Below are 12,418 nucleotides of genomic sequence, written 5' to 3' on the forward strand. Positions count from 1 at the left end.
GGCGGCTAGACCAGGCTCAGCGCGATGCCGCCGAGGTTCACCGAATACGCGTCGGTTCCTCCTCGTGGAGCCTGATACAGAGCCTGGGAGCGCAGGGTTCCGATCAGGAACCCACCTGCCCTCGCCTCACCGTCGACGTTGATCAACTCGATCTCGGGACTCTTCCAGCTGTCCTTCTTGAAGTTGAAAACTGCCGGTGGTTCGTCAAAGTGCCAGAAGGTCAGGCGAACCTGGTCGACATGCTCGGCCACGATGCGGTTCGACGCCCGATCGTCCTTCAGGTCGATGCGCACTTCGAGCATCTTCTCGGAGGTGCCAAGGGTTGGCTCGACGCCGCCATAGGCAAGCACCGCGTCCTTCTGTTCCTTCGTCATCATGAAGGGCACCAGCGCGATGCTCACAGAAGCCGAATTGCGGTGGAACCACGCAACGGAATCGCGAAACGCTACGCGGTCACTTCCGCGCGCGGCCGACGCCTGCATCTCATCCTTGTTCGGGGTGCAACCAAGCGTGCTCGCTGCCACCAATCCGGCTCCGACGCCAAGGATTGTGCGTCTGCTGGCAAGCAACTTCTGCGATTCGAGATTGCGGCGTTGGAGGTCCATCCGAGAAGCCTAACTCAGAACGTCGGTTGCGCAATGGAATGATGGAATCGCGCTACAATCCTTGCCTTGCAAGCTCGACGATGAGCGCAAGGATTGGAGAGGCGCTGTCTGCACGCATCTTCGCCGACGTAGCCATGCGGCATCCGCCAGAACGTCTGGGACGCAGCGACCGACCCGGAACCTGATCGCGGTCGATCTCAGGTGACCGGTAGGAGCAAAAGCTATGGGCGAATTTCGCGGCACCTGCCCCTCCCGCTTCCAGAGAATGCTGACCCGTCTTCCATGCCCGAATTCGCTCTCGCCCAGGCCTCGCCAGCGGGCTTTGCACAGACATTTTGACGCCGGCACCGCCAAATCACGCACTAGAGGCAGGCGAACTGTGGGCTAAGTGGTTGTTTTTGCGCCGCATTTTGACTGCCCTCGCCCTGTGTCGGAATGGCCTTCAAACGGGCCAAACCGCCCTCCGAGTCGGACCCAGCCTTGGTTGGAGGACGTTTTCTGGCTGGACCACCGGCGCTCGACATTCTCTCCGCTAGCGTCCGCTCCCATTCTGAACGCTCGCGTACGAGCACGTCCGGTAGGCTCCTATCTCCAACGGGAGGGTATCCTCCTCTCGGATCCGCGATCGTCCCGGACTGGAGGATCGCCTCCACTAGGCGCGGATCACCTACGCGCCCCTTCTGTCCCCTCCCCTAGCCGTGTATCCCCGACGGGAGAGTTTGAGATCGTCCCGCATGATCCGGGAGTGGTCGCGCTCATCCACTTTGAGAGCGTTCAGTTCGAGAGGCACTCCGAGGATAGGGGAGCGAATGTGCGCCTCCCCTTCGATAGGAGTCCCTCCCGACCGGTAGGAAACGGGCGCGTCCGGGAGAGGTGGCGCCTATATCCTCTTCTCCCGTTTCGTCGGCTCCCAACCCCTAGGGGAGGGTTCGCTATGCGCTCGTCTCGTCTCGTTCGTTATCGTATCATCCCCTAGGCTCTGAGCGCATCGCGTTTGCTCCCGTCCGCTACGCTCGCGTCGGCTATCCTCTGATATCATACGCGATGATATCATATCCTATCATTCGGGATCGCCCCGTATGAAACGAGCTCCTCCCGTTCTATACGGGTCACTAGAGTAGGCATTGATCCCGTGCCCTATGGTCGCCTATCGTTCCCTACGGGAGGGGCGGGTCCCAACGCGAACTCGCCCCTCCCAAACGGGCCCATTGCCTATCAAATCCAACCGAATCGAAGCCTATCATTTACTCGTCGTTAACCATTTGGCCTCAGAAAGAGGCGAGGCGAACGCGCAGGAGGCTCAGCGATGCCAGTAATTTCAGTAGCTTCGCCGAAGGGCGGCTGCGGCAAGACCACGAGCTGCCTCGTCCTGGCGACCACATTGGCAGCCGGCGGCGCTACCGTGACAATCCTCGATGCGGATCCAAACCGGCCCATCGTGAACTGGAAAAGACGCGATCAAACCGCAAGCACGGTCAACGTCATCGGCGACGTGACCGAAAAGAGCATCATCAGTGCGATCGAGGACCAGGCAGCGAAGGTCCAGTTCGTTTTTATCGACCTGGAAGGCACGGCTTCGCTCCTCGTTTCCCGGGCGCTTAGTCGTTCCGACGTCGTCGTGATCCCGATGCAGGCGAGCTCGGTGGACGCCCAGGAGGCAGCCAAGGCGCTCAACCTAGTCCGAGCCGAGGAGGAGGCGTTCAAGCGTGAGATCCTCCACCGCGTGCTGCTTACAAGGACCAACACGGTCGTGAAGACCCGCAATGAGCGATTGATCCTCGAGGATCTTCGGTCCCAGAAAATCCCGATGCTGACGAATCACCTCAACCAGCGCGTCGCCTTCTCAAGCATGTTCACCTGGGGACAAACCCTCGAAGAGCTCGACGAGGAGAGGGTCAACGGCCTTCAGGCCGCTCGCGACAATGCTCGCGAGATCGCAAACGAGCTCGTGCAACTCGTACTGGCCTCGCAACGGCGAGCCGCCTAGGGAGAGCGACGATGACCGCTGAAGCAACGACGAAAAAGGCCCCTGAATTTTTTACAGGCCTGGAGGCCATCAAGCCTACCGTCCCCCGGAGCGCGCCTCTCGAAGTCGCCGATCAGGTTGCAAAAGAGAGGGGGTTTGTCAGCCGGGAAGCAGACAGCATCCTCGCCCCGCCTGCTGTTACGTCAGCAGGTTCGGAGCCAGCGAGGAAAATCTCGCTCAGGCAGCCGGGTGGCGAACCCGTCGAGCAGCTCAACATGCGTCTCTACCTGAAGGACATCAATTCCTTCATCGAGCATGCACGGGATATGCGGCTCTCGTACAAAGACCTCTTCGGCGACGTCTGGCGCTACTACCAGCAGAACAAACTCGACAAGGCGGAGGGTTAGTTCCGGCGCTCGGCCCGCCGGCGATCAACCGGGAAGCTGACCACACTTTGCGTCGCTCTGGCCCTTTGCTGTGAGCGACGCGCGCGGCCAGAGCTCGTGAGAACGAAACGGCCGGCCACAGGGTGCCAGATAATCAGGCCCTGCTTGAGTGCGAGCTCGCGGATGGCCACGGTCGACGGACGATCCGTCCTACCTTCTTCGACGTCACCGACCCGCACGACGCATTCCAGCGCGGCGCAAACCTGTTCCTCGTCGCGCATGCACCACCTCGCGAATCGGCCTGCTCCAGCTATATCAGCTCGGCGAGGTCCTGCGAACGACGGTGCGCCCTGAGCTTTGACAGCGCCCGAACCTCGATCTGCCGGACACGCTCGCGCGTCACGCCGAAGCCGTCCGCCACCTGCTCAAGGGTGTGCATTTCCGTCACACCGATCCCGTAGCGCATTCGAACAACGCGCTCCTCACGAGCTGAAAGCGAGAGCATCGAGGCCGACAAGAGACGACGCAGCTCGCTTTGCGCCGCTATCGCATCGGGGGAGGGGCTGTGCCTATCCACAACCAGGTCGCCGAGCGAGTTGTCCCCGTCATCCCCGATCTTCATGTCCAGCGACACGACATCACGAACGAGCAAGGCGATTCGACGGACCGTCTCCACCGGAACTCCGGACCTGACCGAGACCTCTTCATGGGTTGGCTCACGGCCCAGCTGGTCGCGGAGCCCCTGAGTTGCCCGCTTCACCTGCGAGGCCTTTTCCGCAGTGTGAACCGGAACACGGATGGTGTGCGCCTGGTCCGACAGCGCCCGCGAGATAGCCTGGCGGATCCAGAAAACGGCATAGGTGCCGAACCTGAAGCCGCGGGAGGCATCGAACTTGTCGATCGCCCGCATCAGCCCGATGTTGCCCTCCTGAACGAGATCAAGAAGGCGGAGCCCCCGCTCAACGAGGGGCCACGCCACCGAGACCACGAGCCGCAGGTTGCACTCGGTCATCTCCTGCTTGGCGGTTTTCAGCTCCAGCCTCGCGTGTGAGAGAGCCTCCCGGGCCATCGAGTAGCGGCCGAAACTCATCTGCCAGGTTCCGAGAGCACGATTGACGTCGTCGACGCCGGCCGCGCACGCCGGCGAGAGTTCCGCCAAATGCGAGAGCGTTTCGTCTCCGGAGCTCCCGGGACGTCGCCGCCACGTCGCGACGAAATCAGTTCGAGCCATTCCGACTTCAGATGCTGCCCGGATGAGCGCTCGACCGAGCCCTTCGATCGGCTCCGAAACCACATCGAACGGTTTCAGCAGCTCCTCGAGGCGAAGCGCATCGATGCGCGCAGCCACCCAACGCCCGGCCATCACACGCGACTGCTCGTCGATATCGCCGGCGGCCGACATCATCGTCAGAGCGTCGACGAGCAGATGCCGAAGGTCGCTTGATGGCTCAGCCAGGGCAGGGGAGGGCGCATCAAAATCGGCTGTGTCCGGATCGACCGGCGCCTGCGCTTCCCGGAGCGCGAAGATCGTCTCCAACCGCAGCCTCTCCGCCGCGACCTCATCGAGCCATTCCTGGATGACCGAGACACAAAGCCGAAGCCGGAACAGCTCGAACAGGATGCGCGTGCGCGCGGAATCCATCCGAATGGCCAACGCGAGCTCGCCTTCCCGCGAGAGAAGCGGCTTGCGCCCGATCTCGTTCAGGTAGAGGCGTGTCGGATCCTGGCCGTCGCGGAGCGCGACAGCATCCCGCTTGACGCGAGCACGGGAGAGATCATCCCGATCTCCGAATTTTGCTTCCATCGCTGACAAGCTCCGCGGAACACATGGAATCGTCGCGATTCCGATGCGTCCCACAAGGAGAAGCTACGACGGATTCCTTGGAGCACGAAGAATTGTCGCGGGCGCGGCCGCGTCAGTTCGCACGTTTGAAGGACTGCCCATCCAAAACATAGCGGTCGAAGCCCTTGTCGTGGATCAGCGCGAGCTCGTACCGCTCCGTGCCATCAGGCTGGGTGACCTTCCTGCGCCCCACTTCGAGGGCGTAGGCATCAAGCGCGCGATGCCAGTTTTCTCCGTCGAACACATAGACCAGGACGCGTGGCCCGTCGGAAGGGCCACTGAAGGTCGACTTCGAGTCGACGATACGAGGGAAGAGGATCAGATCCGCAAATCCGTCGCCCGTGACGTCGATGAGAGCATAGTCGGTCAGGCCGATATTCGATGCTCCTTCCTCCTGCGCGAGCGGTAGGACAAAGTGCTCGTGCACCATCTTGGTCCGCTCTTCCTCGGGCCAATCACCGGTCTGGATCGTCTCGAAGCCGGCGGCCTTGGATGCGAGCTCGTCGGGCCCAACTTCGACCTCCAGATCCGGAGGCTTGGGGTCGAAAAAGAACTGCGCATGCCCTGGCAGGGGCGCCAGCATAGCGAGAGCCAGGACGAGGATGGGAAGCCGCATCAGGTCAGCCCCCCGGCTTGACGCCGATCGCGCCGCATTCGGTTGTCCCCTTGTCACGCGAGTCGAAGTGATAGTGCTTGTAGCCGCCGCGGTTCACATAGAACACCGGCCCCAGCACGCCGCGGAACTTCCCACACGCGATCGGCAGCATCTGACCCTGCAGATACTGCTTCACGCTCGGGTTCGAATAATACTGGCTCGTGTCGCCAGTTGTGCTGCCATAGAAGATCGAAACGTCGATCGCCTTGCCCACGGCATGGGCCGACAGCTTGGACCCGCTGGTGGTCTGCCCACGGCAGCTCAACGTGCCGAGAGACTTGATCTTCGTCAGGCCGATGCCCTTGGCCGCTTCACCGAAATTCTCCCACTGCTCAGCCAGCGAGCAATCCATCGTAAGTTCCGAGCCCAAATCGACAGCCTTGCCGCGGTATCGCACTGCACTGGGGACCGTGCATGCCGAACCGTTGTAGGATCCGATGCTGATCTGGCCGAGCACCTTGATGTCAGGAACCTTGCCCTTGAGGCGCTCAACGCATTTCGGATCATCGGCCGCGCCCGTCACTGTGCCGCCACCGCCGCCACCGCCGCCACCGCCACCGCCGCCGGAGCCACCGTTCTTGGCGTACTTCGAGTAGTTGTTCTTCGCCTCTTCACTGTTGCCGGTCTGGCCCTGGTCGGTCTTCGCGAACGAGCAGGCGAGCACGAAGGACCAGGCCGAGGTGCCACGGCGGAAGGTCTGCTGGGAGCACTCGTTCTCGCGGTTCCCCTTGGCAGCGGTCTCTGCGTATTTCTCCGCTTTCTGGCAGTCGCTCATATTCATCTGGAGCGGCTTGTAGCGCTGGCAGAAGCCCTGAAGCGCCGCGGGATACTTCTCGCACGGGATCGCTTGCAGCATAGGGATCGTCGGCTGGCAGGTCTTCGACGTCTTATCCAGATTGTTGTCGTTCTGCTGATTTTCGTTCTTGTTGTTGCAGGAGTTCCCACCCGCCCCGGTGCTGTTGCTGCCGGTGATCGACGAGATATCGATGCCGTTGCCGCGCGAGATATAGGTCCCCACGCAGGTCCCATTGCCGTCCGACGATGCCGCCGAGCACTGCATCCCGCTGTTGAAATAATTCCGAACGCGGACGTTGCCGAACTGCATCGACATCATCAGGCCGGATTCGGTGATCGTCTCGCCGTTTGGCATCGTCTGCCCGACATATTTGTCGAGGCCGAAGGATTTCACCTGGCGCCAGTTCGACTGGAGGTATTTCCCGTAAGCGTCGTCCTGCGCGGTCGGATTGTTGAGAAAGTCGCTCCAACTATTGACGCCGTTCGTGCCCGTAAACCCGCCGCTGCGGTTCATGTAGCCAGCCTCGACCAGGGCGGACTGACCCATCTGGTAGCGGCCATAAAAGTTGCCGTTCCGAGCCTGGTAGTTGCCGCTGCCTGCGGACTCGCTCTTGGCGACCCGGTCGGCGAACGCCTGTGCGCCGGTGCACTGGCCACCGCCCGAGCTGGAGGAGGAGGAGCTGCTGCTCGACGAGCTCGAACTCTGCGCGAAAGCAGGGATCGAAATGCAGGTCGCAAGGAGCACCGAAAGGATTGCGATTCGATTCATAGGGCCGCCAGCCAAGATTCTTTGAATCAGGCTAGCCGCATTCCTTGCAGCTTCCAACGACCGCGACCGCTATTCACCGAAATGTAAGGATCAATGGTCGACATCCTTTTGCTAGCGGCGGGTTGTGGTATCGTTCGCGCATAGTTTCGGGGATTCTCGCATGCGCCGCTCTCTCTCGCTTCTCGCCCACCTCTCGATCGGCATCGCTATGCTGGCAGGCAGCTCCGCCTCCTTCGCGCAGAGCGCCGGTCAGCGCCCCGGCGCGCCCATCAAGTTCCAGGCTGTGGATGCGATCAAGGATGGGCAGGTGCTGAAGGCCTGGCCGGAACTGGAGGACATCAAACGCAATGCGCCTGATCTCTTCGCGAACATGACGCATTATTCGGCGCAGGTGCAGACCGCTTACGGCCCGGCGACCCTTTCGATGGTTGTTGGCGGCGGCCAGTGCGGCCGTCAACTCTGCGAGATGCGGGTGTTCCTGCCGGGCAAGCCGCCGATGCTGATCGACTCGTGCTCGGACCCGACCGCCCAGTTCGTGACCGAGGACGGCCGAGGCCTGATGGCCTGCGGAAAATTCGTGCCGTTCGAGTAGGGGGAAGGGGCTTCCCAAGCGGAGGCGCCCAGTTCAAGATGCCGTCCGTCGGTTAGTCGAGGGGATCGGCGTCAAATCCCAAAAGGGGATCGAGAGGGCCTTGCTAGCGCGAGGCCCTTTTCGTTTTGGAGAAGCCTCACGCCATTCTATGAAGCGGTGTCGCGCTTCGCGTCGATCAGCGCCGTAATCGGGCCGGCGGCGATCGCCGCTAGAGTCTGTTCGATCTCGCCCGGTGCCACGAGAGCAGCCAAGCGCTTCCGGAGCTCGTTGATCTGCTGGACAAAGCGCTCCAGCGCCTTCTCGTTCTCGGGACTGGCGGGGATCGTAGCAACAATCCGGCCGTCCTCGCCCCGGATCTGATCAGGCCACGGCTCGATCTGCCATCGGTTGAACCATTCAGCGTGCAGATTGTAGGAGCGCATCAGCACGTCCCCCGTGACCGTCTTTCCGCGCTGCACCTCTTTCCATGTCAGCTCAAGGCCACCACCGCCGTCCTTGCCATACGCGCGGACAGGATTGACCGTCACGACGAGCCACTTCTCCCAAGCGATCCGAAAGGCGGTGTCGAGCTTCGAGCGGATGCCTGCAATCACGGCATTGATGTCGGTGCCGAATTCGGTATCGTCTGTTTCATCGCATACCGCGAGGATCCCGGCAGCAGTCGTTTCGGCAGGCCCTTCGGAGGCTTTCTGACTGAGCTTCTTCTGCAAATACAGGTCGACAACAACCTTCTTGACCGTGGTTTTCCGCCCGGTTTCGTCGTCGCCGATGACCGATTCCACATCGTAGAAAATCTGGTCGAATTTCTTGCCCCGGCCGGGGTTATGGGAAGGCTTGCCCACTCTCAACTCCTACTCAGGTCCGATTGCCGAAGCGCCGATAAAGCGTCCGAACGCTGACGCCCATTTCCCCCGCGATTGCCTCCGCCGGGTTTGAAGGGTCCTCCCAGAGCCTGCGAGCACGCTCCAGACGGTCTCCCTCCAGTTTTGGCCTTGGACCGCCCAGGCGCTCCGAAAGCACTCTCCCGCGCTGCATCCTCGCAACGACTTCAAGTCGAACTGCGCTCGTTGCTTGCCGGGCGAAATCCACAATCCCAGCGGCGTCAGGATGCCAGGTAAACCGCCGATCCGCCTCGACATCGAAGATTGACGCACCTCGCCGCGCGACCTCCGCAAGGACGCCGAGAACATCATCTAAACCGACCCCGAGCCGCGACGCAGCAGCCACGACGAGCTCGTCCCCGGTTTTCAGCGAGAACAGCAGTAGCGACCGCCCTTCGAAAGCGTACGGAGCTCCAGACCGGTGGTCGTCAAGCATGATCATCGATGGATGGACACCGGCATTCCTTTGCGCGGCGAGCTGATTTTCCAGGGAAGGCCCCGCCGGAGAGAGGCGGACATAGCCAATCTTCATCCATCATTTCCTTCTAATCACACCCACTGATTGACGAATGTCAGGAGTTATGTCAATGCTCACTCCAAGGAATTCAGGAGGCATCCATGAGTAAGAGTGACTGTCTGTCCATTTCGATCCCCGTCTCGATGTCCAAGATCCACAACACGCTGATCAGCGGCTTCGAGGGGGGCGCCAACTACTGGCTGCGCGAGGACAACCTTGTGGAGGGCTTCCGCAAGCCCGATAGCAAGCTCGTCTGGTACGGGCACGAAGAGGTGTTCCGGCAGCCCTTCAAGGCGAAGCTTCGCTTCGACGATCCGAAGAAGGCCGAGGGCAATGGCGCCGCCGTCCGGGAGATCACCAACAAGGACCTCCAGCGCGGTCTCGAACTGATGGCCACGAAGGCTCCGCAGCACTTCAGCGACATGCTCACCGATCAGGGCGACAGCACGACCGGCGACGTGCTCCTGCAGATGATCGTGCTCGGCGACATCGTTTATGGCTGACGCCAAGCCACTTCGCCTAACAGAGAACCGGCTGCGCATCCTGAGGACCGCGGCCGGTCACAAGCTCGGGCTCGTCGACCGCCCCTATTTGCTGGGCTTCGAGCGGGTCTCTTGGGATCGCAACGCTCGCGCACTCGTCGGCGCCGAGCTTCTCGAAGATTACCGCCATGGCGGCTACGAGATCACCGACGCCGGCCGCGCGCGCCTCGCCGAGGCCGGCGACTGAAGCCACCTTGCCGCTGCGTCAGATACCTGCAAATCTGCACTGAGCAGGGCAGGGGGTTCATATGGCACGGTTCAGATATTGGGCTGCGTCGCTATCAGTGGCATTTTACGCGAGCATCGCTTTCTCTGACCTCTCTGCGCGGGCTCAGTCCTTCGCAGTCAGAGATCTGGAATGTCGGGCGCGAGCCATACGGGCTTGTGTCATCAACGCCTACCAGGCAGCCTGCGATAAGACCATCAATCCGACGTACTGTCGCCAAACGTCTGTTCCCGCGGAAACCGACGATAATAAGACCCACGTCGATTCCTGCTCTGCGCAATTCGATAACACGAGGCCCAACGAGTGCCTTGTTAAAGTCGACCTGGGAGCAATCTTGGCAGAGATGCGTGAGACCAACCGCGCGATCCGCGAGGATCAGCGGGCGTTACTCAACCAGCTGTGCAAATCCGTTGGCGATCATCCCGAGCGGTGCGACGAGACCATCCCCGCAAAGAAATAGATGGCCGAATAACTCCAAGCTGAGGGCCGATGAGATGAACGAGAGCTTCTTCGTGCGGCTTGCGGCGACCATTGCGACATTGGGGATGATGCACTCCGCTGCCCTGTCCGAGCCCACAAAAATCGGGGTCCGGGACGAGATGTGCCGCGCGAAATTGATCACGGAATGCGTCACAGAAAGACGCCTGGAAATGAAGGCGACCTGCAAACATACCGGCAACCCGGTCAAGAAGTTTGATTTCACTTGCCCTAGTGAGTACGGCGGAACCGTCTCGAACTTCATCAACGAGTGCAAAGCGTTCGTTGATGAATGGCACTACGCGAGCTGCATCACCGAGATTGATATCGCCACCATAGCGAGCGGCGAAGCGATACGCGCAGAGATCGCGGAGACGAACCGCGTCCTCAGGGAAGACCAGAGGACACTGCTGAACCAGCTGTGTCGAGCTGTCGGCGGGCAACCCGATAAGTGCGACGGGGCGTTAGCCCCGACAAAATAGCGGTATCAAGGCCGGAAGCCCGGGGCAGGGGCGCCGTAGAGCTCGGGGAGGTCCGAGACGCTTGCGCCGCCGTCCTCGCCGGGCACGTATTTCGTCAGGGCACGGCCGTGGCTGACCACGACGCCGTCGTCGAGGACGTGCATGACCGTCGGCTCCTCGGCCACGGTCTGGTCGAGATAGGCCCCGACCTTGAAACGCCCCTGATCGATTTCGATGAGAAGCTCGCGAACCGTACCATCCGGCGCCGTCGCACCAATGAGGATTCCGCCGTCCAGCGCCGCCGAAATCGTCACAGGCCAGGGCATTTGCTGATCGGCTGACAGCTCGCTGCCGTCGTCGTTCTTGAGGCGCCAGTCCGCGATCTCGGTGAAATGAGCCGACTCCAGCGTCTTCAGGAGCTCCTTCCTGTAACCCAGCTCGTAGTTGCCGACTTCCTCGGGATTGAGCTGCAGCTTCCGGCACCAGGTCTCGAAATCATCACGCTCGATGCGGACGTAGAACGGACCATTGAAGCTCTCCTCCACAGCTGCCTCGCCGACGGGATCGAGGTTGCGGACGTTGCCGTCCAGAATCGACTGCACCGCGGCCTTGAACGGCTCGTTCGCCAACGTGAACAGCGCATCCGCCGCGTCAAACTGCGTCTTCGGCCCGTCGGGAAGCGCGTGATCGTCGACCCAGACCTGGGGCTGGTAATAGGCGGGCAGAGATGGAATCGGCATGGAATGTCTCCTTCATCCACCAAAATCCGCAGACGGGATGCATTGATCAAGCGCTTCAATCCTTCATCCACGGTATGCTTCGACATCGGAATCGAGAGCCGTCATGAAGGACCGTCAGCGCATCTTGGACATCATTCGCGCACTCCGCGCGAAAACGATCCAGAATTCTTGTTCGGAGGCCGAAGCCTCCGCGGCCGCAGCAAAGGCCGCGGAGCTGCTTGAGCGCTATGGCATCCAGGCGGACGAGCTTGAAGAAGCCCCAAAAGACGAGTTCGTCAGCGAGGAATTCCGCTCCGACCAGGAAGTCGTATCCGCCCGGCTGTGGCGTGTCGCCAACGCGATCGGCAAGCTCACTGACACGAAGAATTGGACGTCGCACAAGACGGCGATGAAATCCTCGATCGAGACGTTCTTCGGCCACGAGGCTGACGTCGCCATCGCGGTCTACCTCCTGGAGGTGTGCGCGCGGGCCATGAACTCGCACTCGGAGCAGCTTCTCGCTGACATGATCCTTCTCAGGCCGAACGTGCGCCGCCGGCGCCACATTGCCTTCATGGACGGCCTGACCGACACGCTCTGCCGGCGGATCAACGAGATCACTTGGGCGCGCCAGAAGGCCATCGGCAAAGGCCTGATCCTCCGCAAGATGGACATCGTTGACGCGGCGATGAAGGGAACCGGTGTCAGCCTGCGCTACACCCGAAACGGTCGTGACAGCCTGAGCCATGATACTGGCTACGAGGCCGGGGTCAGTGCCGCAAACGACATCTCCCTCAACGCCGGCCTGACTGGATCCGGCGTCGCCCGCATGCTCTCGGATCAGTCGAACTAACGGCCCAGCTTCGCGCGCGAGGTTTTTGCTATCATGCGCGACGAGCGCTGATTCGGGATCGCTTCCAGACCCGACCAGTCAGCCGCTCGGGGCCTCCTGATTCAGCGGGTGGCAATGTGAGGTCATGGCGG

The 12,418-nt window shown here is 61.4% G+C and carries 15 protein-coding genes; 7 read left to right on the forward strand and 8 right to left on the reverse strand.

The genetic code is table 11. The annotated features are described in order from the left end of the window. Window positions 1–5: 5 nt before the first annotated feature. Window positions 6–605: a hypothetical protein gene (locus tag ACODTJ_RS20970; RefSeq protein ID WP_488849790.1), complete on the reverse strand. Its 600-nt coding sequence runs from the start codon at window positions 603–605 to the stop codon at window positions 6–8. Between the two features lie 1,306 nt (window positions 606–1,911). Between ACODTJ_RS20970 and ACODTJ_RS20975 the strand changes: the two genes are divergently transcribed. Both ACODTJ_RS20975 and ACODTJ_RS20980 read left to right on the forward strand, forming a co-directional pair. Further along, window positions 1,912–2,592, forward strand: a complete 681-nt coding sequence (locus ACODTJ_RS20975) for an AAA family ATPase (protein ID WP_488849792.1) — start codon at window positions 1,912–1,914, stop codon at window positions 2,590–2,592. An 11-nt stretch (window positions 2,593–2,603) separates the two neighbouring features. Then, entirely contained in the window at window positions 2,604–2,978 is a 375-nt protein-coding gene (locus ACODTJ_RS20980) for a hypothetical protein (RefSeq protein ID WP_488849794.1), read from the forward strand. Here ACODTJ_RS20980 and ACODTJ_RS20985 read toward each other — a convergent pair. The 4 genes from ACODTJ_RS20985 to ACODTJ_RS21000 all read right to left on the reverse strand — a co-directional run bounded on the left by ACODTJ_RS20985 (window position 2,975) and on the right by ACODTJ_RS21000 (window position 7,019). Continuing rightward, window positions 2,975–3,238: a hypothetical protein gene (locus tag ACODTJ_RS20985; RefSeq protein WP_488849796.1), complete on the reverse strand. Its 264-nt coding sequence runs from the start codon at window positions 3,236–3,238 to the stop codon at window positions 2,975–2,977. The genes ACODTJ_RS20980 and ACODTJ_RS20985 overlap by 4 nt on opposite strands. Window positions 3,239–3,267: 29 nt before the next feature. Beyond that, the gene (locus ACODTJ_RS20990) at window positions 3,268–4,761 is read right to left on the reverse strand and encodes an RNA polymerase sigma factor RpoD/SigA (protein WP_488849798.1); all 1,494 of its coding nucleotides are present in this window, start codon (window positions 4,759–4,761) and stop codon (window positions 3,268–3,270) included. Between the two features lie 112 nt (window positions 4,762–4,873). Then, the gene (locus ACODTJ_RS20995; protein WP_488849800.1) at window positions 4,874–5,383 is read right to left on the reverse strand and encodes a hypothetical protein; all 510 of its coding nucleotides are present in this window, start codon (window positions 5,381–5,383) and stop codon (window positions 4,874–4,876) included. Between the two features lie 37 nt (window positions 5,384–5,420). Then, complete coding sequence (locus ACODTJ_RS21000; protein WP_488849802.1) at window positions 5,421–7,019, reverse strand: extensin family protein; 1,599 nt, start codon at window positions 7,017–7,019, stop codon at window positions 5,421–5,423. A 160-nt stretch (window positions 7,020–7,179) separates the two neighbouring features. Between ACODTJ_RS21000 and ACODTJ_RS21005 the strand changes: the two genes are divergently transcribed. After that, window positions 7,180–7,611, forward strand: a complete 432-nt coding sequence (locus ACODTJ_RS21005; RefSeq protein ID WP_488849804.1) for a hypothetical protein — start codon at window positions 7,180–7,182, stop codon at window positions 7,609–7,611. A gap of 146 nt (window positions 7,612–7,757) precedes the next feature. Here ACODTJ_RS21005 and ACODTJ_RS21010 read toward each other — a convergent pair whose 3' ends face one another. Beyond that, window positions 7,758–8,453, reverse strand: coding sequence for a hypothetical protein (locus ACODTJ_RS21010; protein WP_488849806.1), 696 nt, complete (start codon window positions 8,451–8,453; stop codon window positions 7,758–7,760). 13 nt (window positions 8,454–8,466) lie between these two features. Then, the gene (locus ACODTJ_RS21015) at window positions 8,467–9,024 is read right to left on the reverse strand and encodes a recombinase family protein (protein WP_488849808.1); all 558 of its coding nucleotides are present in this window, start codon (window positions 9,022–9,024) and stop codon (window positions 8,467–8,469) included. Between the two features lie 86 nt (window positions 9,025–9,110). On the opposite strand from ACODTJ_RS21015, the gene ACODTJ_RS21020 reads away from it, so the two are divergent. The 3 genes from ACODTJ_RS21020 to ACODTJ_RS21030 all read left to right on the forward strand — a co-directional run bounded on the left by ACODTJ_RS21020 (window position 9,111) and on the right by ACODTJ_RS21030 (window position 10,736). Further along, a complete protein-coding gene (locus tag ACODTJ_RS21020) occupies window positions 9,111–9,512 on the forward strand; it encodes a hypothetical protein (RefSeq protein WP_488849810.1) in 402 nt (133 codons plus the stop codon). Then, the gene (locus tag ACODTJ_RS21025) at window positions 9,505–9,738 is read left to right on the forward strand and encodes a hypothetical protein (RefSeq protein WP_488849812.1); all 234 of its coding nucleotides are present in this window, start codon (window positions 9,505–9,507) and stop codon (window positions 9,736–9,738) included. The genes ACODTJ_RS21020 and ACODTJ_RS21025 overlap by 8 nt, the downstream gene beginning before the upstream one ends. 533 nt (window positions 9,739–10,271) lie before the next feature. Further along, window positions 10,272–10,736 carry a hypothetical protein gene (locus tag ACODTJ_RS21030; RefSeq protein WP_488849814.1) on the forward strand — a complete coding sequence of 155 codons (465 nt, stop codon included), beginning with the start codon at window positions 10,272–10,274 and terminating at the stop codon, window positions 10,734–10,736. A 5-nt stretch (window positions 10,737–10,741) separates the two neighbouring features. On the opposite strand, the gene ACODTJ_RS21035 is transcribed toward ACODTJ_RS21030, so the two are convergent. Further along, window positions 10,742–11,455, reverse strand: a complete 714-nt coding sequence (locus ACODTJ_RS21035) for a hypothetical protein (protein WP_488849816.1) — start codon at window positions 11,453–11,455, stop codon at window positions 10,742–10,744. 103 nt (window positions 11,456–11,558) lie between these two features. On the opposite strand from ACODTJ_RS21035, the gene ACODTJ_RS21040 reads away from it, so the two are divergent. Next, window positions 11,559–12,287 (forward strand): DUF7168 domain-containing protein, encoded by a 729-nt coding sequence (locus ACODTJ_RS21040; protein ID WP_488849817.1) that lies wholly within the window; start codon window positions 11,559–11,561, stop codon window positions 12,285–12,287. Window positions 12,288–12,418: the final 131 nt, after the last annotated feature.

Source organism: Allobosea sp. FG18, assembly GCF_057809495.1.